Below are 25,989 nucleotides of genomic sequence, written 5' to 3'. Positions count from 1 at the left end.
TACTAAATATTTTTTATTTGTTTACCACTTTACTTTTTGTTATAATAAAAGGTATATTAATAAGAAAATTAAAGGTGAAATCAAATGGCAACTATAAGAGATATTGCAAAATTGGCTGAGGTATCCCCCTCAACAGTATCTAGAGTACTAAATCACGATGAAACTATTAATGTTTCTATAGAAACACGAAAACGAATATTTGAAGTAGCAGAAAACTTATCTTACCAAAAATCTCCCCGTAATTCCAAAATAAGTTCAGATACGCCTACTATAGGGCTTATTCATTGGTATAATGAGCTTCAAGAAATCAATGATCCTTACTTTCTTTCTATTCGCATGGGGATTGAAATGGAATGTAAATTAAATAATGTGAATCTCATAAAATTTTATCACGATGAGGAGATGACCTATGATTTAGGTGATCAAAAATTGGATGGGCTTATTCTACTTGGTCAATTTGACAAAGAACAAATTGAGTACTTTAAAAAGCAATGTGAAAATATCGTGCTTATTCATACAACTACATCTGACTTTGATTTTATTAACATACAAGTAGATTTTATTTTACTTACTCGCAATGTATTAGATTATCTCATTAATAAAGGTCATCAACACATTGCATATATTGGAGGACGCGAGCATATAGTAGGGAGTTCCAAGCTTTCCCTAGACCCCAGGGAGGAGGAATTCATAAGTTACCTCTCCAAGTTAAATCTCTATAATGAGCATTATGTAAAAGTAGGTAATTATGACTTTAAAGATGGCTATGAACTCATGCACAGCTTAATCAAGGAGAACAAAGATCATATTCCTTCTGCTGTTTTTATCGCCAGTGACACATTAGCCATTGGCGCTATGCGAGCGCTTAATGAACTCGGTCTTGTTATTCCAGACGACATTGCTATCATTAGTTGTAATGATATTCCTACTTCTCAATATACTTCACCTCCTCTGTCTACTGTTAAGATTCATACAGAAGATATGGGGCAATATGGTGTCAAGTTTTTACTTGAACAAATCAAAGGTAATTTTAAAGAAAACTTTAAAGTCATCGTCCCTCATGAACTTATTATTCGTGAAAGTTGCTAAACATATATCTTATATATCTGTGTCTATACATAAAAGCTATTATAATTTCCTATAACCATAATTAAATAAATGAGCGGTATATAACTAGTCCTGTATTACTAGTTATATATCGCTCATTTATTTAATACTGTCGAATGTTTCTAACAGTCTATAGTTAAGTCATTTCTCTTACATTTATTAAACACAAAAAAACACCCTTTCGGGTGCTCTCTTCTCATACTCTCAAAAACAAATACTACAACTATTCAACCTTCATTATCTAGGTCAAACCCTCGAACCGTTAGTATTGGTCACCTCAATGTATTACTACACTTACAGCTCCAACCTATCTACCTCATAGTCTCTAAGGGGTCTTACTCCTTTCGGATGGGAAATCTTATCTTGTGGTCTGCTTCACGCTTAGATGCCTTCAGCGTTTATCAGATCCAGACTTGGCTACTCTGCTATGCCATTGGTATGACAACAGATGCACCAGTGGTCCGTCCATCCCGGTCCTCTCGTACTAAGGACAGCTCCACTCAAATTTCCTGCGCCCACGACGGATAGGGACCGAACTGTCTCACGACGTTCTGAACCCAGCTCGCGTACCGCTTTAATGGGCGAACAGCCCAACCCTTGGAACCTGCTTCAGCTCCAGGATGCGATGAGCCGACATCGAGGTGCCAAACCTCCCCGTCGATGTGAACTCTTGGGGGAGATAAGCCTGTTATCCCCGGGGTAGCTTTTATCCGTTGAGCGATGGCAATCCCACTTTCATACCACCGGATCACTAAGTCCTACTTTCGTACCTGCTCCACCCGTCGGTGTCGCAGTCAAGCAACCTTATGCCTTTGCACTCTTCGAATGGTTTCCGACCATTCTGAGGTTACCTTTGAGCGCCTCCGTTACTCTTTAGGAGGCGACCGCCCCAGTCAAACTGTCCACCTGACATTGTCCCAGACCCGGCTAACGGGCCATGGTTAGAAGTTAAGTATTACAAGAGAGGTATCCCACCGGCGACTCCACCTAGACTGGCGTCCAGATTTCTCAGTCTCCCTCCTATCCTGTACATGTAATACCCAACCTCAGTATCAAGCTACAGTAAAGCTCCACGGGGTCTTTCCGTCCTGTCGCGGGTAACCAGCATCTTCACTGGTACTACAATTTCACCGGGTGCGCTGTCGAGACAGTGCCCAAATCATTACGCCTTTCGTGCGGGTCAGAACTTACCTGACAAGGAATTTCGCTACCTTAGGACCGTTATAGTTACGGCCGCCGTTTACTGGGGCTTAAGTTCAAAGCTTCGCCTTACGACTAACCTCTCCCCTTAACCTTCCAGCACCGGGCAGGCGTCAGCCCTTATACATCACCTTTCGGTTTAGCAAAGACCTGTGTTTTTGTTAAACAGTTGCTTGGGCCTATTCTCTGCGGCCTACCTAAGTAGGCACCCCTTCTCCCTAAGTTACGGGGTCATTTTGCCGAGTTCCTTAACAACGCTTCTCCCGTCGGCCTTAGGATTCTCTCCTCATCCACCTGTGTCGGTTTACGGTACGGGTACCTATCACGCAATAGCAGCTTTTCTCGGCAGTGTGGGTTCAGCAACTTCTCTACTTTAATTTCGATCCCCATCACACTTCATCCTCGTTCCCCGGGTTTTCCTTGGGAATGCGACTTTGTGCTTGGCCCAGGATACCATTCCTGGGATTGCCTACCCTCCTGCGTCCCTGCAGTTCTGATAATAGGTAGTACTGGAATATGAACCAGTTGTCCATCGACTACGACTTTCGTCCTCGCCTTAGGTCCCGACTTACCCAGAGCAGATCAGCTTTACTCTGGAAACCTTGGATATTCGGCCTACAAGATTCTCACTTGTATCTCGCTACTCATTCCGGCATTCTCACTTGTAATTACTCCACAGCTCCTTACGGTACTGCTTCTGCGTCGTTACAACGCTCCTCTACCAATCCAACTAAGTTGAATTCCATAGCTTCGGTGGTGTGTTTTAGCCCCGGACATTTTCGGCGCAAGATCTCTCGACTAGTGAGCTATTACGCACTCTTTGAATGAGTGGCTGCTTCTAAGCCAACATCCTAGTTGTCTTCGAAATCTCACATCCTTTTCCACTTAACACACACTTGGGGACCTTAGCTGATGGTCTGGACTGTTTTCCTTTTGACCACGTGTCTTATCACTCGTAGTCTGACTGCTGACGGTATCTTGATGGCATTTTTAGTTTGATATGCTTCGGTAAGCTTGTGGGCCCCCTAGGCAATTCAGTGCTTTACCTCCATTAGACTCCTATCAACGCTAGCCCTAAAGCTATTTCGAGGAGAACCAGCTATCTCCGGGTTCGATTGGAATTTCTCCGCTACCCACACGTCATCTCCACCTTTTTCAACAGATGTGAGTTCGGACCTCCATTACCTTTTACGGTAACTTCATCCTGCACATGGGTAGGTCACCCGGTTTCGGGTCTACTAACAATGACTATTTTGGCGCCCTATTCAGACTTGGTTTCCCTTCGGCTTCGTACCTCCTGGTACTTAACCTTGCCACAGCTAGTAACTCGCCGGACCGTTCTACAAAAAGTACGCGGTTGCGCATCATATGGCGCTTCCACTGCTTGTAAACATAGAGTTTCAGGTTCTCTTTCACTCCCCTCCCGGGGTTCTTTTCACCTTTCCTTCACAGTACTATGCGCTATCGGTCACCGAGGAGTATTTAGGCTTGGGGGGTGGTCCCCCCGGCTTCCCACAAGGTTTCTCGTGTCTCGTGGTACTCTGGATACTGCTAGGCTTCACTTGGATTTCGCTTACGGGATTATCACCCTCTTTGATGAGACTTTCCAGACTCTTCAGCTATCCGCATTCTTGCCATGACGCAGTCCTCAACCCCAGATTACAAGTAATCTGGTTTGGCCTGTTTCCCTTTCGCTCGCCGCTACTTAGGAAATCGATGTTTCTTTCTCCTCCTGAAGGTACTTAGATGTTTCAGTTCCCTTCGTTCCCTTCCTATAGTTATGTATTGGCTATAGGATGACAGAGGTTTGCTCTGCCAGGTTTCCCCATTCGGATATCTACGGATCAAAGTTTATTTGCAACTCCCCGTAGCTTTTCGCAGCTTATCACGTCCTTCATCGGCTCTCGGTGCCAAGGCATCCACTCTACGCTCTTAGTAGCTTGACCTATTGCTCATTATTGAGCGGTCTAATCATGTTTTCACATGATTGGTGCCTTGTTAATTATCATTTCTGATAAAAACAAAGAATGTTTTAAGTCATTTCTGACTATATCGGTTAAATTGTAGATTTTACACCCTGACAAATTAATTATAGTACGTACGTTACGCACTTTAGTACATTTATCGTTAGGCGCAAGTTATATTGCTATAACTTACAAATCTATAATTGTTGTAGTATTTGTTTTTCAAAGTACGATGATTACTTATTAATTAATCTTTATTTTGTCGCTGCTTACTGCTGACGACTTGTATAATATTACACTATCACATTACATAAGTCAACACTTATTATGATTTTTTTTATTCCCTAACCAGTATTCTTCATTTAGCTATGGCAAACCCATTAACTACACTACTCTATTTTTGTTGTAGCTAGAATGCAATTGACTAATTCTTTATAATCTGCTTCTTTGTTACCGCTTATTGCTACACTACAAAAATAACCTTCATTATTGTATATCTTTAGGATTATTCCCGCACCTGTTCTTCCGGTCTGCATAGCTTTTATATATTCATCTTCAAAACTTATACTACCTTGGTCCATTGTTCCACTTACCAAAGTCTGATATTTGCCTATTAAAAGAGTGGAAAAAATACTATCTCTTCTAAACTCATATCACTATTAATATCTTGCATAACACTATTCTCTGTTATCTTCTGGTACATGTATCCTGAATTTAACACCTCTTCCCCATATGTATTTACTATATATGTTTTATAAAGCTGTGCTTCTGATTCCTCAAACTCGTCTATTAGGCCTTGAAAAGTAGATGCTTTATCATTTGAAAAAACCAGCATTTTAAATTCTTCTTTTGCATTTGTAACTGTAAGTGCTTTCCTGTTTTCTAGCTGAAGAATTTTTTGTTCATAATCTTTACTATAGCCTGGTAATTGAAATTGTATACTATCAAATTCAATAGTTTGTAGTTCTTTGTACTTCTTTACTTCTTCTCGGTCTATTTTTCCTTCTTCTACGCGTTTAGTCATTGCTTGTGTATTTTCTACATCAAATACTTTATTTAATTCCTCTTGTAATAAAACAATTATTTCCTGCTTTGATTTGGTCCCTCTTATAAACTCATCTGTTACTTCTTGCATAATATGTTTATTTCTATCTGTAATATATTCACTTCTATCTGCACTTTCTTTCTCTTGAGCAATCGGACTTTCTTCTTGACTTGTTATACTCATTTTTTTCTTGTTTTGTATACCTACTACTAAAACTAGGATGATGACACCTATCAGTACAAATACTTCTATAAATAATCTTTTATTTTTCCCCTATTAGCTGACTATTGAATTCTTTATAGTAAATAGCTCTCCCATTCATCATGTTTCATATCAACTTTCACATAAAAACTATCTTTACATTCTGACAGATTAGAATATACACGGTAGCTACATTGTATTTCTTCTTCATTTTTTGTGACTCTCCTCTAAGTACTTTCCATATATCACTCATACGCCCCTACTAATTAGAATATTTTAAATATATTATACATTTATTTTTAGAATAAGGACAACCCATTTTAAAAAGGTAAAAACACAAAAAGCCTTTGAAAATACTAGCTTACGTATGAGCTAATTATTTTCAAAAGCTTTTTTATAAAATAAAACTTGTAGTAAAAGTACGTTATGCAATGCTTTATCATAATTCAAGTAGAAAACTAACTTTATAAACAAAAATGCACCTTTTTTGTTTGTTGGAAGGTAATTGTAAAAACATTCCAAGCGAAAAAGGTGCTTATATATACGAGCTATCCATAATCTCATATTAAAGAATTTAATCTAAAAACACTTACTGTATTTTTCCAAATAATCATGGATGAATTATTTTTAATATACTGTGATGGTATTTAAGATGTGGGAGTGTTATATTTTCTATCAGAATGCTATATTATAACTTCTTAAAGATTTCAGTTTCTGCCTTTAATTCTACACCAATCTTATGATTTTCATCAATTAATGTTGTAATACTATTCATTTCTAATACAAGGTCTTGTGTACTTTCAGCGACACCACTAATCCCTTCTGTACTATCATTAATTGCACATGTAATAGTGTTTATAGCTTTTACGATTTCTGAAATACCTTCTTCTAAGGCTTTTGTCTTTACATTAAACTCATCCATGGCTGTTTCAATATAGTTTGCATCTTGTTTATATTGATTTCCTGATTCTACAACCGTTGCAAACCCCGGAAGGATAGACTCCTGTAAATATTTAATTAGTGTATCTGTATGACTTGATAAGTTATGTACTGCATTAGTTACAAGTTCATTTGTTACTTGAATATTATTAGCTGCTTTATGACTTGAATCTGCTAATTTTCTAATTTCTTCTGCCACAACAGAAAATCCTCTTCCAAATTCTCCAGCCCTAGCAGCCTCGATTGATGCATTTAATGCTAGTAAATTCGTTTGGCTAGCCACATTAAGAATGTCATTTGTAAGATTATTAATATGATCTATACTTTTACAATCCTTCAAAGCCTGTGTTAATCCACCTAACATTTGACTTACTGTTTGTTCAATTTCTCTCATATTCATACGTGCAGATTCCTCCATTTGTTCTGCACATTGCTTCATATCTTTTGAATATACATTAATTTGTGAAACTCTCTCTGCAATAACCTTAACATCCTCACCTACTATGGTGGTACTGTCGTTAATGACATATGTATTACCAGACACCTCTTCCATTGTAGCTGATAACTCTTCTGTTAATGCAGACAAATCTGCTGCACTGTCTTTTGAAACATTAACGCTTTCTAATACTTCTTTTCCTATATTATTTATTTTAATTGAATCTCTACTAATCATAGTAAATATATGTTGAAGTTCATCTAAGAATGTATTGATTCCATTTCCCAAAGTAGCTATTTCATCATTATATTTGACTGTAATACGTTTTGTTAAGTCCCCTTCTTTTTCATCAATGCTTTCAATAATACTTCTTAATTCTTTCTCAGTCTGTGTAATTGGTCTAATAACTCTTTTCATAATATAATAAATGGTTATAATAACTGAAACTACCATGCCTATAGAAATGATAATACTGACATTCAAAGACTGCCAATAAGTACTCCTTAGTTGTTGCCGTGCTATTTCTGCGGCTTGTTGTACAGATTCCTTTAATACTTTTATCTCTTTATTCATTTCTTCTGCAAATGCCGCCAATTCAATATTTGCATAAGTATATGCTTTCTCTGTATTATTGCTCGCACTATATGCTGTTAAATTAGCTAATGCACTTTTAAAGTTACTGTAGCTTAATAAAAGTTGATTATAAGTTTCCTCTTGTTCTATATTAATATATTGCTTATAGTCTAATAAATTAGCCTCCAACTGAGCACTTTCTTTTTTTATAGATGTTACACGCTCTATTTTAGTATTTAACTCGATTGCTACAATATGTCCTAATGCTTGTTTATGAATATTCTCTGTTGCTCTCTGAATTTCTCCTAAAGTTGAGATACTTACCATATGTTTATCAGTTATTTCATTTGCTTTTTTAGTTATCTTGTTGGTTCGAATAATTCCTATCCCATTACATAAAAATGCTAATGCAACTAATAAAGTAATTGGCCCCATGATAAATATTCTAATACTATTTAATTTTTTTTTACTCATTTTTCCCTCCACGTACTGATATGCCTATTAATCTGTCACCTTCATGGTAATTTCTTTTACCATGGAATCCATCAGTTGCTGCATATTATTAGCTGAAGCTGTTCCTTCTGATATGCTTTTAGCAAACTCAGCTACTGGGTCCCAGTATTTTGGACCTACTCTTTGTAAGCTAGAGTATTGAGCCTGCTCAATTAAAGCCTTAATAGCTGGTGATTTTTTTACTTCTTCTTTAGCTCCTGCTATTACATTACTTGGTCCTAATCCTCTTTTTATAAAACGAAGTGTTTGATTCTCCTCATTAGTAAGCCATTGTGCTAATTTCATCGCCCATTCTTTCTGCTGTGAGTATCCATTAACACCTATCATCTTATAACCTGCATAAGATGATAATTGTACCTGCTTACCTCCAACCGTATAAGTGGGAAGTTTTACTGCCGCAAAATCATCTCCCCAAGCCTGCTGTAATGCATTAGCAACCCATACGCCACTTACACCAGCTATGACACTACCATCTTTTGCACCTGCAACTAACTTGTCATCTCTCCCGTTCATAAAACCAGGGTTCTGAGCAATTGCCAACATAGCATTTCCTATATCTACACCTTTTATCTCACTTGATTGATTATTCCAATCACAATAATTTGTAAGGCCATCTGGATTTAACCCCATCTTAAGTCCTGTATTACCAAAGAATGAATATAGATACCAACCTGATGTCCAATCCATTGTCACTTTTTTACTTAAAGAACTGGCTACTGAAAGCATTTGATCAAGTGTAGCTACATCATTCTCTGATAAATATTTTTTATTGTAAAACATAAAGTAACCATTATCGGCCGTCATTGGATAAGCATAAAGGTTTCCATTAATAGTTGCTGCTTCAATAGCTCCTTCTACATTTTCTTCTTTTATTTGCATATCCTGCTCAATAGGTTCAATCACACCAGCAGCCGCCAATTCCATAAGTTGGTCATCCGCAAATGCAAAAACATCTGGTGCTTGATTAACATCTGCAAGTATTTTATCCCTACTAGTTCCCTCCTCTTCTGGTACAATGGTTATCTCAAATATTGCTTCATCCGCATACTTATTTTTAAAACTTTCAACCATCTCAGCTAATAATTCTTGTTCATTAGGCCCCCCCCATAAAGTTAGATTAACAACTTCTGATTTCACTTCCTGACTTTCTATATGTGCATTATTATTTTGAGAGCATCCACTTAATATTGTCATAGCTACTACCATAATACTCATAAGTCTTAACTTTTTCATGAACTTTTTCATAAGCTTCTCCTTTTCTCTATTTTGCTATATATCGACATTTTTTGCATTAAATTATAGTAATTAACAAGAATTTCTTTTAAAACCTTTTTTTACTTGTTTGCAAAATATAAAAGAAGCTATTCTATTAACCAATAATCTAGTTAATGTTCAGCTTCTTTGACATTTGATTATTTCATTATAAATACAATTAAAAAAATCGCTTTTTTATCTCTTCATATTTTTCTACTGTTAAAAGAGCATCTTTATCTATGTCTTTAAACTTCACAATATAAGTCCAACGCCCATAAGGTTCGATTTTAGTAATTTGAGATAAATTAATAAGATATGATTTATGACTGCGTAAAAATTGATCTGTTTCTAGCTTAGTCTCTATATCACTTAAGCTAGCTGTAGTGGTGAAAGCATCCCCTTTAGTATAAATGACTGTACTGTTATTTTCTCTTTGAACTAAAATAATGTCATTAATATCCACAAAACTCATACTTTCTTTACCCTTTACTAACAGTTTATTAAGACCTTGTTCATATTTAACGATTTTATCAATCTCTTCGTTTCTTTGTGGCAATTTAAGTGCTTTAATTCTCTCTAACGTTTGACTTACTCTTTCCACATTAAAAGGTTTTACTAGGTAATCAAAAGCGTAGACTTCAAAGGCATTGGACATAAATTCATTATGAGCTGTGGCAAAGATAATCTTAGTTTTAGGATCTAAATCAGCAATTATTTTAGCACATTCTAGGCCACTTCCTCCATTAATCTCGATATCTAGAAATACAACTTCTGGTTTTTCCTTAGTAAAAAGCGAGATGGACTCCAGCATTTGAGCACTTTCTCCTACTACTTCAAAGCCATCTACACGTTCAATAATCTTTCTTAAAAGCGTTCTTATACCTTCTTCATCCTCTACTAATAGTACTTTTATTGCCATGGCTCCCCCTTATCTTCTATGTCTTTTCTTACACTTTGGTTCTCCTAAAACTTCTGCCCATAAGATAGCTTCTCTTAACTGCTGCTTATTAGGTCTAGAAAAACTACTTGTTGGCATCTGCTCAGATACTGTAGTCAACTTCTTTACTTGACTCACAGGTAATGGTGGTGCTTCAAGTTCTGAATGTGTTTTCTTTTTCTTTACGAGCTTCTTCTTCGTATGTTTCTTAGGACCACTTTCCTCTTCTAAGACATACTGGCCTTCGAATTCTTCTAAAATTCCCCTATTATTCTCTTCATCATCTTTATGCTGTTTATCATAACCATTGGCAGACTTCTTTTGATTACTCACATTATTCTTTTCCCCACTTATGGAGAAACTGCCTTCTAGTTGACGTCTCAGCTCCCCTTCTAGACGTAGTAAAGCTCCTAAATTAACTGTTGAAGTTGCCATCCCTATTACCTCCTAAAGGGCTTTCCTTTTCCTTTGTTTTAGAAAGGGCAGCTCTCATCTCGGTGTCTGCTTTTAGATTTTGCATATCGTAGTAGTCCATAATACCTAACTTACCTTCCCTAAGTGCATAAGCTAGGGCTTTTGGTACTTCTGCTTCCGCTTCTACTACATAAGCTCTCATTTCTTGTTCTTTAGCCACAGCCATGGCTCTTCTTTCCTCTGCTTTAGCTTGAGCAATATTTTTGTCTGCTTCTGCTTGAGAAATTTGAAGGTGTGCACCGATATTTCTACCCACATCTATATCTGCAATATCGATAGACAATATTTCAAAGGCTGTTCCTGAATCTAATCCTTTGCTAAGTACACGCTTTGAGATATCATCTGGATTTTCGATAACTTCTTTATGAGAAGTTGCTGAACCAACAGTGGTAACAATACCTTCACCAATTCTAGCAAGTACAGTTGCTTCTCCTGCCCCACCTACTAATCGTTCAATATCAGCTCTTACTGTTACTCTTGCTTTTACTAAAAGCTCAATACCATCTTTAGCTACAGCTGATACATTAGGCGTTTCAATCACCTTAGGTTGAACACTCATTTTAACTGCATCTAATACATCACGACCTGCAAGATCAATGGCTGCAGCCTTTTCAAAAGGTAATTCAATGCCTGCTCTTTCTGCTGCAATAAGTGCATTTACTACTTTATCTACATTACCACCCGCAAGGTAATGTGCTTCTAACTGATTAACGCTTAAACTAATGCCCGCTTTAGTGGATTTGATAAGTGGTAAGACAATTCTAGAAGGTACAACACGTCTTAGTTTCATACCTATCAGGTTAAAAATACTTACCTTTACATTAGCAGCTAGAGAAGATATCCATAACCCTATTGGTATAAAGGTAAAAAAGAAAACAATAAATAAACCAATAACACCAATTAATACAATTGTTCCTACTAAATTACTCATTTCTGTTCCCCACTTTCTTCTATGGACTTAACCATTAATTTTGAACCTTTTACCTCATAAATCTGGATTTTTGTTCCTACTTGAATATACTTACCTGCTGAAATCACATCAAAATCTATCCCATCAAAGTTTCCCATCCCCGATGGTCTAAGATCTGTAGCTGCAACTCCTTTTTTGCCTAGTAAATAATTTAAATCACTAGAGCTAATATAACCCTTATCTTTATTTTGCTCCTCATTTAAAATAATTGGAGAACGTAATTTCCCTTTGGATAAAAACCACAATATGCCTGCTAGCATAACACCTAAAATTGCTAATATAATAACTGCTAAAGTTGTACCTTCTTGTAAACTATCTGCTGAAATAATGACGCCTACTACAAGGCATATACTACCCAATACACCTGGCATTGAAATTCCCGGATGAAGCATTTCGATACCAATAAGAATAAAACCTACTAAAAATAATGCTACACTTATTAAAGTAATGCCATCTAGTAAATTAACCACCTACTAGCCCCCCTTTCTTTGACTCATTTATTTGTTTCTATATTAATCATAGCCTATTCTTAAATTAGCTACTATAAAAAACCTTCAAGTTATACACTTTCGCCTTTATCCTGTCATTTTTTATTATTTATATCTCACTATGAATTAATCATAAATTTTAACTATTTACCTCCTTAGGTAATTGAATTTGAAAGCTTGTCTTCTCCTCAGTTGATGTAACATGAATAGTTCCTCCTGAGGCTCCTATAATCTTTTGCACAATATATAGTCCCATTCCATGACCTACTTCTTTCTTAGTCGTATAGCCTTGTTTAAAAATTTGCTCTAACTGATTATTGTCAATGATAGGTCCATCATTACAGATATTAAATAAGTAGCATTCACCTTCTTCATTAATATCTACAATCAAATGCCTTTCACAAGTTTTTAAAAGAAGGGCTGTTATACCATTATCGATGATATTAGCAAGTACTTTGCAAAGCTCCCAAGGTTCTATCTTAAGGTGTCTTAAATCTGTTTTTATATTTAAGGTCATATATACCTTGTTCTTCTCTGCTACTTCTAGTTTGGCTTGTAATAATGCATTAATGGCTGGTTGGGCTGTTTTTAAAGCTCTGCTTACCTTAATAACTTCATTAAATACCGGCTCCATATACTTTTTAGCCTCTTCATACTCCTCTAATTCTATTAAGCCATATACCACTTGAAGATGGTTTAAATAATCATGCCTTTGCACTCTTAATGTAGTATTAAGCTCTTCTAAGTTTTTCATACTTTCTAGTAGATCCTCATTTCTAAGTCTATTAGCATAAAGAACACCTACTACTGTAGCTAAGCTATTAATAAGAGCAAGACCTACTACCAAATATAAGGAAATACCTACATTTTCCCAAGCCCCTTCCCCCTTATTAATCCACATACCTAGTACTAAAATAATTTGCATGAGATTAACAAAAAGTAACACCCCTATAACTTTTTTTATATTCAATTCATCCCCTCCCCTAAATACGCCTAGTATCATTATAGCATATACTCATCATATATAATGTCGCATCATGATTGAAATAAGAGATGAAATGACTACTCATAAGCATAACTTCGAGGTATTTTTCGTGCCATTCTATGCATTGTTTAATCCTAGGTCTATTTTGTCCTACTATTGCATATGTATAGAGTATCAAATTACATGGAGGTCTACTATGCCTGATAAAGGAAAAAGCAAATCTAACTCTACTGCAAAAGGTAAATCTATAGCTACTTCTAAATCAAAAAATGATACTAAAAATGCAAAAAATACTAAGAAAAAATAATAAATAAGAGCATAATAATAATGAGGGTGTAATCCATGTTATGGTTTATACCCTCATTACTATTGTAGATGCACTAAAAGCCATTGGCCCATTCTTATCTATTGACATTAACGTTCTAATTATATATAAAAACTCTATCTTTTAACTATGCTTTTCTCTATCTTTGAATTTCTTATATGAAGTAAATTTGACTTATACTAATTTTAAACTCATCTCACTTACTTCTTTTATAAGATCAATCTCCATAATCTTAACAGCACTACTATCTACTATCACTTCATCTTGATTATGACAGCCTACAATAAAGGAAATCCCAAACTTTCTAAAGAGTAGAAGCTTGCTTTCTTCCCTATACAGTTTGCCAAAGGCTTCACTTAACATAGTCCCCAGCATTTTTATTTCATCTACTGTAATAATGGATTGTAACAGATACTTTTCTATAACTGCTAAAATAATAAGTTCCTTTTTCTCTACTTCTTTTATATCCCCGTATAAGCTATTAAATACTTCTCTAGCGGCAGTGCTTATAGCTTCTTTTGCCATAATGTACTCTATGTCAAATACCTTTTCACCCTCTTCTTTATTAAACAAGGCAGCTATTTCTTCTAATGAAGTTCCATCCTTCATAGAAAGAATTAATTCTATACGTTCTAGAATTTTATCTCTTCTAAAAAAAGTCTCTTGCCCTGTAGTCGAAGATTTCTTAATAAACCAATCCTCTGGAATAATATTCATGCGTTTCCATCTATATAACTGTCCATATGAAATATTTGTTAAATCTAATAGCTCTTTTTTTGAAATCAATTCTTCCATCGCTCTCACCTCTGCCTTTCATTCTAGATTTGATTAACTGTATCTACTATTGCTTCTGGATCAACATCAATTTGGTCACTGTATTCCACTACACCAATTCTACAGCCTTTACCAATTTTAATATTTTTACCTCTTACTACTTTGGCTTCACAGTTTTCCAGAATAATTTCATCGCCTTCAATAGTACTAGCCACAACTTTATTTTCCTTTAAAATTTTAGGCATAAAAGGTCCAAGGAACTTTGTTACACTCTCATACCCTTGTCTAATTCTTACTCTAGCAGCTCCAACCTCATTTAAAACAGATGTTCCTACAGCTGTAAACACCAATACTTCACAGTTTAAGAATTTACCGCAGTTTAAAACCCCTTCAATCTCAATCATTTCTCCTGCAATATCTTCTTTTACTTCTAAAAAGCCTTTTCCTTTAACTGTATTAGCTTTCAAACATTGTTCTATTTTAGTCATCCCATTAACACGAAGTTCCTCTGACACCTCTACATTGCCCTCACACTTTAAAACCCCTGATACATCAATATTTTCGGCTAAAACATTGCCTTCTACCTTACAAGTACCTGATACCCCTAACTTCTTTGTTTCAAGCTCTCCTAAAAGAGTCCCAATACCTGAAACTTGAAACTTTTCACTCTTTACGCTTTCAGTAAATTTACCACTTCCAGCTATGCTAACTTTATCAAACTCACCTCCACCATAGGTTCCTAGGCCATCGATTTGAATTGAATGAAGTTTACTATTTTCCATTTCTATACCTCCGTAACATTGTTTTGTTATTTAAACAAATATTATCATAACATTGTTACGTTGTCAATTAAAATTAGATTAACGTAACTTCGAAAGATTTAGAAGTAGAATACTACATATGTGTAATAAAAAAGCAGCTAAGATAGATTTAAAAAATCTTCTTAACTGCTTCTACATCATCATACTTGGGATACCCCAACTATTGACATAGAGCCACTATTAATATAGAATCAAAAAGGTCTTTGAAAATACTAGCTATATCATAGCTCCTTATTTTCAAAGACTTTTTAACAAATAAAAAATCTGGCAATCACCTACTCTCCCAGTCAGTCTCCCAACAAGTACCATCGGCCGCTTAGGTCTTAACCTACGTGTTCGGAATGGAAACGGGTGTTTCCCCTAAGCGCATCATCACCAGAAATTTATTAGAATTCAATTTTACACTAGATCTTAAGCAACACCTCACCGCCGTTTCACTTCGGTTCGGTGCTTTGATAGTTACATCTAGCGATGAACTCTCAAAGCAAAACAGTAACTACTAAACCTTCGATTTCTATCCTTAGAAAGGAGGTGATCCAGCCGCACCTTCCGATACGGCTACCTTGTTACGACTTCACCCCAGTTATTGGTTTTGCCTTAGACGGCTCCCTCCCCGAAGGGTTGGGTCACCGGCGTTGGGCCCCCCCAACTCCCATGGTGTGACGGGCGGTGTGTACAAGACCCGGGAACGTATTCACCGCGACATTCTGATTCGCGATTACTAGCGATTCCAACTTCATGTAGTCGAGTTGCAGACTACAATCCGAACTGGGACTGCTTTTTTGAGGTTTGCTGACTCTCGCGAGATCGCTTCCCTTTGTAGCAGCCATTGTAGCACGTGTGTAGCCCTAAACATAAGGGGCATGATGATTTGACGTCATCCCCACCTTCCTCCAAGTTATCCCTGGCAGTCTCTCTAGAGTGCCCAACTTAATGCTGGCTACTAAAGATAGGGGTTGCGCTCGTTGCGGGACTTAACCCAACATCTCACGACACGAGCTGACGACAACCATGCACCACCTGTCACCAACGTCCTAGCAAGCTAGGAAAGAAGGCATTACCCTTCGGTCATCGGGATGTCAAGTTTAGGTAAGGTTCTTCGCGTTGCTTCGAATTAAACCACATGCTCCACCGCTTGTGCGGGTCCCCGTCAATTCCTTTGAGTTTCAATCTTGCGATCGTACTTCCCAGGTGGAATGCTTAATGTGTTAACTTCGGCACCGAGACCCGTAAGCCCCGACACCTAGCATTCATCGTTTACAGCGTGGACTACCAGGGTATCTAATCCTGTTTGCTCCCCACGCTTTCGTGCCTCAGCGTCAGTTATGGTCCAGAAAGCCGCCTTCGCTACTGGTGTTCCTCCGAATCTCTACGCATTTCACCGCTACACTCGGAATTCCACTTTCCTCTCCCACACTCTAGTTCATCAGTTTCAGAAGCAGCTTAGAGGTTGAGCCCCTAAATTTCACTTCTGACTTAACAAACCGCCTACGCACCCTTTACACCCAGTAAATCCGGATAACGCTCGCTCCCTACGTATTACCGCGGCTGCTGGCACGTAGTTAGCCGGAGCTTCTTAGTCAGGTACCGTCATTTTTTTCTTCCCTGCTGATAGAAGTTTACAATCCGAAGACCTTCTTCCTTCACGCGGCGTCGCTGCATCAGGCTTGCGCCCATTGTGCAATATTCCCCACTGCTGCCTCCCGTAGGAGTTTGGGCCGTGTCTCAGTCCCAATGTGGCCGTTCACCCTCTCAGGCCGGCTATGGATCGTCGCCTTGGTGAGCTGTTATCTCACCAACTAGCTAATCCAACGCGGGTCCATCCTATGCCGATAAATCTTTACTATAACAATCATGCGATTGTCCATAGTTTATGCGGTATTAGCGTTCGTTTCCAAACGTTATCCCCCTGCATAGGGCAGGTTACCCACGCGTTACTCACCCGTCCGCCACTAAGTTCTAGGAGCAAGCTCCTATCACTTCGTTCGACTTGCATGTGTTAAGCACGCCGCCAGCGTTCATCCTGAGCCAGGATCAAACTCTCATAAAAAAGTTTGTCCGTGTAGTATTTCTACTACTGACTATTTTACTTAGTACAAGTTGTACTGATTCTCATCTCTTATTAGAGACGTAATGAATCGACTGGTTTATAGTTACTATTTTGTTTTCAAAGTTCATTTGTCATCAGCACTTGTTCTTGCTGACTTGTATTAGTCTACACCACTTCCTTACATATGTCAATAGTAAATTTAAATAAAAATAACAAACTATCAATATAACGCAAAAATAAGAGGAAAAAACTATTCTCAAGTGCTCTTGAACAAGTCTTCCTCTTATTTTTAATATTTAGATAAACATCAATTCTTTTATATCCAATTTCTTTACTCTTCTATTTTAATAACTGGAGGCACATCTATACCATTTGTTTCTACTTGAATACTCTCTATAACTACATCCTCTATAGGTTTATCACTTGAGTCCGTTTCTACATTTCCAATTTCCTCTATTATATCTAAACCAGAAGTTACCTTACCAAAGGCAGCATAGTTGCCATCTAAACTTGGTGTATCTGCTGTCATAATAAAGAACTGACTTCCTGCTGAATCAGGTGCCATGGATCTTGCCATAGAGATGACCCCTTTGGTGTGTAATAGGGTATTTGCTGTATACCCATTATTAGAGAATTCTCCAGCAATACTATACCCTGGACCACCAGTACCTATACCATCCGGATCGCCACCTTGAATCATAAAATCTTTAATAATACGATGGAAAGTAAGTCCATCATAAAAACCATCATTGGCTAATGTTATAAAGTTGTTAACCGTATTAGGTGCCATATCTGGATAGAGTTCTAAAGTAACTGTTCCATAATCTTTTACTATCATTGTAACAATTGGAGTTGTTTGTATTGCCTCAACTTGAACTTTTTCGGTAGACTCACTACTATTATTGGCTTGATCTTTATTATTATCTACTTGATTGCATCCTGCACCAACTATAAGCGCTGTCATTAAAAATATAAGTCCAATTACATTTTTAAAATATCTTCTTTGAAATAAATTCATTTTTCCTTCCTCTTTCTTTAGCTTTTACGTTACTACCATTTTATTCCTTACCTATTTGTTTTTCAATATAATTTTCCGAACCTTTATACCTATTGGTCTAGATTCCTTACTTAAAACACCTAGTTTAATTAATACTGGATTTAATAGCTTCATACAAGCTTGTAAAATAGGTCCAAACAATAACATAATACAAATTGTCCCCACACCAATAGGCCCTTGCACTAACCATGCACCTAGCACAAAAAGTATCTCTAATAGGATTCTGCTATTTTGAATAGAAAGATGAAATCTTTCTTTTATAGCTAGCATGATATAATCTACAGAGCTAGTAGATATCTCCATTAAAATATATAATGCGCCACCTAGGGCTGCAATAAGTAAACCTATTAAAAACATAACGCCTTTATGTGAAGGTAGTTTTGGGCTAGTGAATCGATTAAAAAGTATCCAGCCCCATAAATCAAAAATGATACCATAGAGAATAGAGGTTACAATTGGCTTCCACTCTAAACTTCTCTTTTTTAAAATAGCACCAATTATAATAAGTGTGATACCTATTAAGTTAATGACCATTCCAAAACTAAACCCTAAAATTCTTGCAAGACCTATTGCCAAAGCATCAATTCCGCCCGTTCCTAAATCTGATAATAATAATATTCTTGCACCGAGGCCTAGGGTGACTAACCCCGTAATAAAGAGAATGATTCTAACCGTCTGCTTTTTTTTCATTCTTCTACTCCACTTTCTTCTATCATTCCCTTTTATTTTGCGAAGAAGTCACATTTCTATACATTTACTTTGGTTCTTTACCGCTAATTACTTCACCTTTATAGTAAATAACAATGTGGTCACTATTTTTATAGGAATAATCATTGCTTTGATCGTATTCTTTCCATTGATCATTAGTAATGCGAATACCAAGTGTTATCTTACCCTCTCCTGTTAGATTAATATCCTTATTATTAAAATGGATTTCTAAGTAATGATCAGCACCGTCCTTTACTTGATCCATACGCATTATCTTTCCTGATATATTGCTATTCAAATTAATATACCATGGCTCTTTATTCATATCTATTTGTGCATTGTCGCACCAGAATTGCTGTTTATCTTGAGTGTCAGATGTGTAATAGTAGTGTATACTTAGGTCTTTTAAATCAAATTGACTCTCTTTCTTTCCTTTTATTTCAAGATTTAAGTTAATCGTGTTACTTTTGCTATTACTAGCATTCGTTTGTTTCAGTTCCACTTCACCTCCATCTGTTTGTAATTTTTCCTCTCTATTATTTGAAGAATTTACATTTTCTTTAACTGGATTGCTATTTGCTTTTTCTGTCGTCTGTGGTTTATTAACTAAAGGTGTTCCTTGTCCCGGCTCACTTCCAAAAACAAGTATGCCTTTATCATAAAGGGCAAAGTGTTGTGCCTGAGTTAATTGATTACTACTAGTACCTTTTAAGTCTATATATGAGTAATCCTGTGTATAATCCCACTTGCTATTACCGGTTATTCTAAACTGTACTTCTAATCTTTGCTCACCTTGTCCTCCGGGATAGAGTGTATGACCAATTAAATCAACTTCAACATAATATAGATGTTTAGATTCATCCCAAGGTAATACTTTAGAAATCATTACCTTTCCACTACTATTATTATAGCTAGTTATTAAATCACTAGGTACTCCTCCTGCTTTTATATAGTCAGTTAAATCTAAAAAGTATTTAAAAGAAAGGTTATCTGTTATTCTAGCAGGCCAAGCTGTATGGTTATATACTAAAGCTTTTACCTCTATATAATGTTTTTCATTTTGTGAATCCTCTGCATTAATGCCGGCTTCTATATAAAGTTCTTCTCCTACTTCTTCAATAGCAGTCAAATTTTCTATTGGTGCGCCACCATATTTTTTATACATCTTAGCTAGTAAACCTGTAAAACCTGCATTATAATCACAAGCTACTTCATTGGCTGTATAGTCACTTCTTTCATCCTTGTATTCATCATTTACATTTGGCCCACCTACTAAAGCTCCAACTAAAATATGCCTATTTTGACTAGGTTCACCTGAAACATTATTCTCCCATCCACCATGAGCTGTTCGATGATGTGGATTTTTAGGATAATTCTCTCCATAGCCAATCATGAAGCTTCTCCCTGAACTACCAAGGGCATATTCTACTTGGCTAAGAGCAAACGCCTGATAAATCTGTTGCTTTTCTTTACTACATCCTTCCCACTCTGAATAAATACTGGCTAAAAATGCTGTGGTTGTTGCATAACGCAAAGATCCCCATGTATCTAACCAAGCTAGGCCTTTAGGCGTATATTGTATTTTCTTCCCCTCTACTCCCACAGTCCAATAGTCTAGATTATTCTCGATGGCTTTTTTATAAAGCTCCTCCCCAGTAATACGAGCTAATAATAAGGCGGCTCCATAATGTACGTCATCCCATGAATGTGCCCAGGTATAGTTAGCTGTATTTATATCCCCACCTGCATAAAGGTCAGCATAGGTTTTGGCTTTCTCTAGATATACCTCTTCACCTGTAGCTAAATATAGCCATGCTCCTGCAAAAGCTAATTCATCATAGTAGCCACTCCATGATTTGTAGTAAGCACCGGCCACTGCATCATAGCCACTATCACCTTTCATTTCCTCTGCTAAAGCATATAAAGATTTTGCAGTCTTTAAGCACGTACTAGCATAATCTGAGTCCACTTTTTTAAATACCATACTCGATGCAGCTAAAGCTGCTGCCCCTTCCCCACAAACAGCAGAACCTGGATTATTGATATCAACCTTGTAGCTTGGTCTTTCCATTTGCAGGATTTCAGCAGCTCCCCAAAAAGCATGATCAGCGCCTCCATCCCCTACTTGAAAATAATACACCTCCTCTTTGGGGTGACATTTTATCAGGTAATCATTTACCCAACGTAGTTCTGATAGTATGTAGTCATACTGGTTTGTTTCCTTATAGACCTCCTCATCTTCAATAACAGACCAAGCTAGCATTGTGGAGGTATAAGCCATAGGTAAATTAAACTTAACATGATCACCTGCATCATACCAGCCACCAGTTAAATCTAGACCTACATCTTTACCATCACTTAAACCAGAATCACCTCTCCAATTACATCTTATTTGCTCTGTTAAATCTCCTGAACGTTGTAGCTCATAGAATAAAATGGCCTTTTGTAAAGCTTCTCCATAATTGTAGTTTCCTGTTTGCGGACGATGTTGATTTACTTTACCTACCTCTTCTTTGCTCTCACCTTGTTTATCCATTGTATATTTCTCTGTAATTGTTTCCTTTTCTGAGACAAGTACATCTGTACTTTTTTTATTAATGTTACTTCCGATGACTATTGCAATCATTAATACACATAAAATGCCTACACCTAAAATGAAATACCTGTGTTTTATTTTCATCTTTCCCCTCTCTTCTCTTTTTCTTTTTCAATCTATTCTTCTCCATAGTTTCCTATAAATGCTTTATATCGGCCTCTATTTTTCACTTAGTTGATAAATTTTTCTCATTAATTATAATATATAAAAATTAATCTCACTATTCAATTTATTCTTTCATATCTAGAACAGAATAACCTTTTATCATTTTAATGCCAAAGGTGTTTTACCGTAAACATATATTCTATCCAGCAACACTGGTGATTTTTCAAATTAACGTCACAATAAAGAAGCTGGAAAGTATCTTTACTCTCCAGCTTCTTTTCAATGTATTCTTATGTGTGCATTATTTTAAAGTTACATTATCAATAACAAAATTTGCTTCGTCTTTAATATCATCTATACTGCTACCACCTGTTATTTGTGCAGTAATCATAAGTAACTTACCATCCTTAATGAGATAAGCACATACTTGCTCAAGATTCATATTTTTCATATATGCTTCTGCTCCGCCAATTGCATCAACTGCTTCTTGAGTAAGTAATCCCGATTCGATGCTCATGTCAATGAGTTCTTCTGTCATTTTTGTACTCACTTCTGCATACACAATGTCCCCATAAGGTTTTGTTTGAACCTCTAATTTATTTGCAGTAATTCCCATTGCCTTTTGTGCCTCAAGATTGGTTGCAATCGCTTCTTTATACTCATCAGCTGATAAGCTTGCTATTTCTGCCGGTGCTTCCATCGCAATTACGTTCATCGATTTATTATTACCATTCGCAATACTAATAGCACCCTCCATAACTTGAACATCTACTTTTTTCCAATCTTTTGGTGCTACAAAGCTAAAACTATCACCTTTAAAGGTTTCTCCCGCTTCTACTCCCTTCTTAGATTCTGCTGAGGTTGCATTACTATCATTACTTCCTCCTGTACTATCATTACATCCTGCACAAAATGCTGTAGTAACCACTACAAAAATTGCCATAAACTTCTTTAATTGTTTCATTACTATTTCTCCCCTTTATAAATCATACATAAATTTTATTACAGGTGAAATTATAATCAACTCAATTATATTTGTCAAATTGATACTATGTGTCGTTTTTTATATTAATTTGTACTATTCAAAAAAATAAATATATTTTTATAACAATTATGAGATAATTCATTCAAATTAGGTTGTATTTTTTTTCTTTATTATAATGACCCTTGCTATTTTGCATACTTTTAATCATTTTGATAACTATATTTTTATTATAATTAACAAATATTTAAATTTTACTATTTTATCTATTTAATCTATTTAATCTATTTAATCTATTTAATCTATTTAATCTATTTAATCTATTTAATCTATTTAATCTATTTAATCTATTTTATCTATTTAATCTATTTAATCTTTCTATCATATATTTTTCGATCTTGATTTATATTAACGCAATATTAATAAAGTGCTATAATTACCGTATCACACTTATTTATATTTCTAAATGAGGGGAGAACATTGAAAAAAGTATATTTATCGCATCCTCCTGAGGGTGCTTATATTAAACCTTCAGATAAGTTTTATTGGAATGGTAGATATTCTATATGATAAAGTAGCCGTAGAAATATTAGGGGAACAATTGAAGATTCCTTTAGTTAATTATTCTATTGAGGGCGCTACTTCCGGTAAGTTTAACTATTCATCTTGGTTAGATACATTAGGGCCTACAGGGCTTTTAGGACAAGTTGAGAAGTTTAAAACAGATTTAAAGGGAAAGCTCGCCGATTCTAATGTACTTTACTTTATATTTATTTCAGCAAATGATTTCTATTATTATATTGACTATAATCAACCTGGAACTATAAGACAAGTAGCCGACTGGTCTATATCCAATATAGTAACTGCAATCCAAACTTTATCTGACCTAGGTGCAAAACATTTCTTTATTATTGGCAGTGCTGATCTATCACTTAATCCTTACGAAATCATAACGTAACGTATAGATTCTGCTCAATTATTTACCTCCTATTTTAATAGTAAGCTGGCTATGTCACTGAATCAGCTACCACCTGACAAGTATGCTTCTTTGCAAATTTTTAATTTAGCTAAATTTTATCTCTTGATTATGTCCAAAGCAAAAACTTATGGCATAGATGAGCTTCATATCCCTTATCAAATGACTTTCCTGAAATAGGAGCACCGCATACCAATCCAGAGAAATATTACTTTTGGGATGAATAGCATTACTCGGCCAAGGTTAATGAACTTTTAAGTAAATATATGTATCAGCAGCTTCAAGAAGGCTGCTAATTTATTAAGCTAATTACTAAACAAAAAGATAGAACTTATTCGCTAAAAATGCTAATAAGTTCTATCTTTTAATTTATTAGTGTAAATTGAGAGTAAAGCTAAGTTCTGATTTATTACAAGTCACTTGTAACGCTTTATTTTCTTTACTCACCTTGATATGAGTAAAGTGAGCTGGATTATGATAATCCTTACTAAAACCATCATCTTGATAGAGCTCATAAGAGGCTTCATCCTTTATAAAACCACATAGTTCTAGATGACTTTCATCTAATGCTTCTATATATTCTCCTCCACTACAGAGTGGTATGAAATGATTTGGCTTAATAAAGCATACCATTTCTTCAAGTTCTACTTCTATATAATGATGTCCCTTTTCCATGATTTTATAAGATCTATCTGTGAGGCTTTTGAATTTTATCATAAGCATTTCTTCTGGCAGATAAACATAACGTCCTCTTGCATTTTGTTCATAAACCGGAGCAACCATTAAGCTTTCTCCTACCATTAATTGATCTTCTACATTCTCGGCAAAGCTATCTTCTGGATAATCCATCATGAGGGTTCTAAAATAAAGTTCATTACGAAGTGCTGCCTTCATATACTCGCTATATAAATAAGGTACTAAACCATAGCGAATACCTATAATATTTTTAAAGCTTTCTAAATCAGTAAATTGATAAGCTTCTTGCTCTCTGGTTCCAAGTGCTGAGTGATTTCTCATAAGAGGGGTAAAGCAACCAAATTGTAGCCACCTTAATAATAAATCCTCTGTCGTATTCCCACCAAAACCACCAAGGTCTGCACCAGTATATAGTATGCCGCACATATTAAGAGATGGCATCATTTTAATATTTAAAAGTAAATGGCTCCACCATGATATATTATCACCTGTCCAAATACCACCATAACGGTGCATACCAATATAAGAAGCTCTAGAGAATAAAAGAATTCTCTTATCAGGCTCTAAAGTTTCAAAAGCTTCACCTGCTGCTCTTGTCATATTATAGCCATATAAATTATGCACCTTGTCATGACGAATACGCTGGTCTCCTACTTGATGATAAAAGCTCTGATAGTCCTTTGGATTATTCCCTGTGTGGGATACGGAATCTTTAAGGTCAAAATATTCATAAATACCAATATTATCTTTTTGTCTTATTTCATCTACCTTTTCAAAAGCTTCTTGTAAACCTTCTGGTGTGTAGAAAATAGCAGGCTCATTCATATCATTCCAAAAGCCCTCTATGCCTTCATCTAATAATATCTTATATTTTTCTCCAAACCATTTTCTTGTATCCTTATTTAAAAAATCTGGGAAATGAACAAGACCTGGCCAAACAGCAGCTACGAAGTCTTCTCCTTTTTCATTGGTACAAAAATAACCTTTTTCTACACCTTCTTCATAAACATCATAGCCTTTTTCTATTTTTACCCCTGCATCTACAATAGGTACCAGACGTACACCTTGCTCCTTTAATTCGGCAACAGTTGCTTTAAAGTCTGAAAAACCGTTAGGGTCAATGGTGAAGTCTTTAAAATTATCCATAAAGTCAATGTCCATATAAATGGCATCTAATGGAATATGATTTTCTCTGTAGCCTGCTACCACCTTTTTTAGATCTTCTTCGTTTTTATAGCCCCAACGGCTTTGCTGATAACCAAAAGCCCATTTAGGTGCTATGTAGCTTGGCCCAATAAGTTCTCTAAAGGCTTTGATAATAGCGGTGAAACTTTTTTCTTCTATAATATATAAATCAAAATCTTTACTTGTAACTGTTATCTTTAATTGATCTTTATGACTATAGCCACAGTCAAAAATCACCTTACTAGGCATATCAATGAATAATCCAAAAGTCTTTTGGCCTTTGATAATAAGAAAATTATGGGCCCCATATAAAGAGCTTTTCCCTTCATCGTGCATAGGATCATCACTGCAGTTGCTTTCATAGATATGGCCTCTTTTGTTGATACCCCTTACATTCTCACCAAGTCCATATAAACGGTCGTATGCATTCATATCGTATTCAAAAACATAAGCCTCTTCTGTTTCAGTTGCTGTTAAATAAGGAACTGTTCCTTCTGTAGGCGCTAATGTTTTTACAACTGCCTCTGTTTCTATAGGCTTACCATATATATAACGTTTAATCATCATTAGTTCCCCCTTGTTTACCAACTATTTCATATATGTTATTATAATATAAAAAATTAGGGAT

18 protein-coding genes and 3 rRNA genes are annotated in these 25,989 nt (G+C 35.9%); 2 read left to right on the top strand and 19 right to left on the bottom strand.

Annotated elements, in window-relative coordinates; translation table 11 throughout:
- The first annotated feature begins 84 nt into the window (after positions 1-84).
- Entirely contained in the window at positions 85-1,089 is a 1,005-nt protein-coding gene (locus tag CLOLE_RS02745) for a LacI family DNA-binding transcriptional regulator (RefSeq protein WP_013655540.1), read from the top strand.
- A gap of 260 nt (positions 1,090-1,349) precedes the next feature.
- Here the strand turns inward: CLOLE_RS02745 and CLOLE_RS02740 are convergent.
- The 18 genes from CLOLE_RS02740 to CLOLE_RS02655 all read right to left on the bottom strand — a co-directional run bounded on the left by CLOLE_RS02740 (position 1,350) and on the right by CLOLE_RS02655 (position 22,486).
- Positions 1,350-4,253: ribosomal RNA gene (locus tag CLOLE_RS02740) — 23S ribosomal RNA — on the bottom strand.
- A gap of 407 nt (positions 4,254-4,660) precedes the next feature.
- Entirely contained in the window at positions 4,661-4,852 is a 192-nt protein-coding gene (locus CLOLE_RS02735) for a hypothetical protein (RefSeq protein ID WP_041712882.1), read from the bottom strand.
- A 32-nt stretch (positions 4,853-4,884) separates the two neighbouring features.
- Complete coding sequence (locus tag CLOLE_RS02730; RefSeq protein WP_013655539.1) at positions 4,885-5,499, bottom strand: hypothetical protein; 615 nt, start codon at positions 5,497-5,499, stop codon at positions 4,885-4,887.
- A 706-nt stretch (positions 5,500-6,205) separates the two neighbouring features.
- Complete coding sequence (locus CLOLE_RS02725) at positions 6,206-7,939, bottom strand: methyl-accepting chemotaxis protein (RefSeq protein WP_013655537.1); 1,734 nt, start codon at positions 7,937-7,939, stop codon at positions 6,206-6,208.
- A gap of 27 nt (positions 7,940-7,966) precedes the next feature.
- Entirely contained in the window at positions 7,967-9,223 is a 1,257-nt protein-coding gene (locus CLOLE_RS02720) for an extracellular solute-binding protein (protein ID WP_013655536.1), read from the bottom strand.
- Positions 9,224-9,410: 187 nt separating this feature from the next.
- The gene (locus CLOLE_RS02715) at positions 9,411-10,151 is read right to left on the bottom strand and encodes a LytR/AlgR family response regulator transcription factor (protein ID WP_013655535.1); all 741 of its coding nucleotides are present in this window, start codon (positions 10,149-10,151) and stop codon (positions 9,411-9,413) included.
- Between the two features lie 9 nt (positions 10,152-10,160).
- Positions 10,161-10,604, bottom strand: a complete 444-nt coding sequence (locus tag CLOLE_RS02710; protein ID WP_013655534.1) for a hypothetical protein — start codon at positions 10,602-10,604, stop codon at positions 10,161-10,163.
- Positions 10,585-11,574 (bottom strand): flotillin-like protein FloA, encoded by a 990-nt coding sequence (gene floA, locus CLOLE_RS02705; protein ID WP_013655533.1) that lies wholly within the window; start codon positions 11,572-11,574, stop codon positions 10,585-10,587. The genes CLOLE_RS02710 and floA overlap by 20 nt, the downstream gene beginning before the upstream one ends.
- Positions 11,571-12,083, bottom strand: coding sequence for an NfeD family protein (locus tag CLOLE_RS02700; RefSeq protein ID WP_013655532.1), 513 nt, complete (start codon positions 12,081-12,083; stop codon positions 11,571-11,573). Before CLOLE_RS02700 ends, floA begins: the two co-directional genes overlap by 4 nt.
- Before the next feature lie 157 nt (positions 12,084-12,240).
- Complete coding sequence (locus tag CLOLE_RS02695; protein ID WP_157864030.1) at positions 12,241-13,071, bottom strand: sensor histidine kinase; 831 nt, start codon at positions 13,069-13,071, stop codon at positions 12,241-12,243.
- A 514-nt stretch (positions 13,072-13,585) separates the two neighbouring features.
- Entirely contained in the window at positions 13,586-14,206 is a 621-nt protein-coding gene (locus CLOLE_RS02690) for a YhbD family protein (protein WP_013655529.1), read from the bottom strand.
- A 23-nt stretch (positions 14,207-14,229) separates the two neighbouring features.
- The gene (locus tag CLOLE_RS21545) at positions 14,230-14,967 is read right to left on the bottom strand and encodes a polymer-forming cytoskeletal protein (RefSeq protein ID WP_013655528.1); all 738 of its coding nucleotides are present in this window, start codon (positions 14,965-14,967) and stop codon (positions 14,230-14,232) included.
- Positions 14,968-15,268: 301 nt separating this feature from the next.
- Positions 15,269-15,386, bottom strand: a 5S ribosomal RNA gene (gene rrf, locus CLOLE_RS02680).
- A 144-nt stretch (positions 15,387-15,530) separates the two neighbouring features.
- Positions 15,531-17,056 (bottom strand): 16S ribosomal RNA (locus CLOLE_RS02675).
- 331 nt (positions 17,057-17,387) lie between these two features.
- Positions 17,388-18,074 carry a peptidylprolyl isomerase gene (locus CLOLE_RS02670; RefSeq protein ID WP_013655527.1) on the bottom strand — a complete coding sequence of 229 codons (687 nt, stop codon included), beginning with the start codon at positions 18,072-18,074 and terminating at the stop codon, positions 17,388-17,390.
- Between the two features lie 51 nt (positions 18,075-18,125).
- Entirely contained in the window at positions 18,126-18,803 is a 678-nt protein-coding gene (locus CLOLE_RS02665; RefSeq protein WP_013655526.1) for a YczE/YyaS/YitT family protein, read from the bottom strand.
- A gap of 64 nt (positions 18,804-18,867) precedes the next feature.
- Positions 18,868-21,501 (bottom strand): glycoside hydrolase family 9 protein, encoded by a 2,634-nt coding sequence (locus CLOLE_RS02660; protein WP_013655525.1) that lies wholly within the window; start codon positions 21,499-21,501, stop codon positions 18,868-18,870.
- Between the two features lie 322 nt (positions 21,502-21,823).
- A complete protein-coding gene (locus CLOLE_RS02655; protein WP_013655524.1) occupies positions 21,824-22,486 on the bottom strand; it encodes a DcrB/PsbP domain-containing protein in 663 nt (220 codons plus the stop codon).
- Positions 22,487-23,018: 532 nt separating this feature from the next.
- Between CLOLE_RS02655 and CLOLE_RS21540 the strand changes: the two genes are divergently transcribed.
- Positions 23,019-23,462, top strand: coding sequence for an SGNH/GDSL hydrolase family protein (locus CLOLE_RS21540; RefSeq protein ID WP_162145060.1), 444 nt, complete (start codon positions 23,019-23,021; stop codon positions 23,460-23,462).
- Between the two features lie 390 nt (positions 23,463-23,852).
- Here CLOLE_RS21540 and CLOLE_RS02645 read toward each other — a convergent pair whose 3' ends face one another.
- Positions 23,853-25,925, bottom strand: coding sequence for a TIM-barrel domain-containing protein (locus CLOLE_RS02645; RefSeq protein WP_083801203.1), 2,073 nt, complete (start codon positions 25,923-25,925; stop codon positions 23,853-23,855).
- Between the last annotated feature and the right edge of the window lie 64 nt (positions 25,926-25,989).

Source organism: Cellulosilyticum lentocellum DSM 5427 (assembly GCF_000178835.2).
Taxonomy (GTDB): Bacteria; Bacillota; Clostridia; order Lachnospirales; family Cellulosilyticaceae; genus Cellulosilyticum; species Cellulosilyticum lentocellum.
Note: the sequence above shows the minus strand (reverse complement) of the source record. Positions and strands in the feature narration are given on the sequence as shown.

Excerpts from the sequence above, each read along its gene's own strand:
- CLOLE_RS02715 (WP_013655535.1), bottom strand. The coding sequence starts at position 10,151 with ATGGCAATAAAAGTACTATTAGTAGAGGATGAAGAAGGTATAAGAACG.
- CLOLE_RS02710 (WP_013655534.1), bottom strand. The coding sequence starts at position 10,604 with ATGGCAACTTCAACAGTTAATTTAGGAGCTTTACTACGTCTAGAAGGG.
- CLOLE_RS02655 (WP_013655524.1), bottom strand. The coding sequence starts at position 22,486 with ATGAAACAATTAAAGAAGTTTATGGCAATTTTTGTAGTGGTTACTACA.
- CLOLE_RS02690 (WP_013655529.1), bottom strand. The coding sequence starts at position 14,206 with ATGGAAGAATTGATTTCAAAAAAAGAGCTATTAGATTTAACAAATATT.
- CLOLE_RS02645 (WP_083801203.1), bottom strand. The coding sequence starts at position 25,925 with ATGATTAAACGTTATATATATGGTAAGCCTATAGAAACAGAGGCAGTT.
- CLOLE_RS02735 (WP_041712882.1), bottom strand. The coding sequence starts at position 4,852 with ATGGACCAAGGTAGTATAAGTTTTGAAGATGAATATATAAAAGCTATG.
- CLOLE_RS21545 (WP_013655528.1), bottom strand. The coding sequence starts at position 14,967 with ATGGAAAATAGTAAACTTCATTCAATTCAAATCGATGGCCTAGGAACC.
- CLOLE_RS02725 (WP_013655537.1), bottom strand. The coding sequence starts at position 7,939 with ATGAGTAAAAAAAAATTAAATAGTATTAGAATATTTATCATGGGGCCA.
- CLOLE_RS02670 (WP_013655527.1), bottom strand. The coding sequence starts at position 18,074 with ATGAATTTATTTCAAAGAAGATATTTTAAAAATGTAATTGGACTTATA.
- CLOLE_RS02720 (WP_013655536.1), bottom strand. The coding sequence starts at position 9,223 with ATGAAAAAGTTCATGAAAAAGTTAAGACTTATGAGTATTATGGTAGTA.
- CLOLE_RS02665 (WP_013655526.1), bottom strand. The coding sequence starts at position 18,803 with ATGAAAAAAAAGCAGACGGTTAGAATCATTCTCTTTATTACGGGGTTA.
- CLOLE_RS02730 (WP_013655539.1), bottom strand. The coding sequence starts at position 5,499 with ATGAGTATAACAAGTCAAGAAGAAAGTCCGATTGCTCAAGAGAAAGAA.
- CLOLE_RS02660 (WP_013655525.1), bottom strand. The coding sequence starts at position 21,501 with ATGAAAATAAAACACAGGTATTTCATTTTAGGTGTAGGCATTTTATGT.
- CLOLE_RS02745 (WP_013655540.1), top strand. The coding sequence starts at position 85 with ATGGCAACTATAAGAGATATTGCAAAATTGGCTGAGGTATCCCCCTCA.
- floA (WP_013655533.1), bottom strand. The coding sequence starts at position 11,574 with ATGAGTAATTTAGTAGGAACAATTGTATTAATTGGTGTTATTGGTTTA.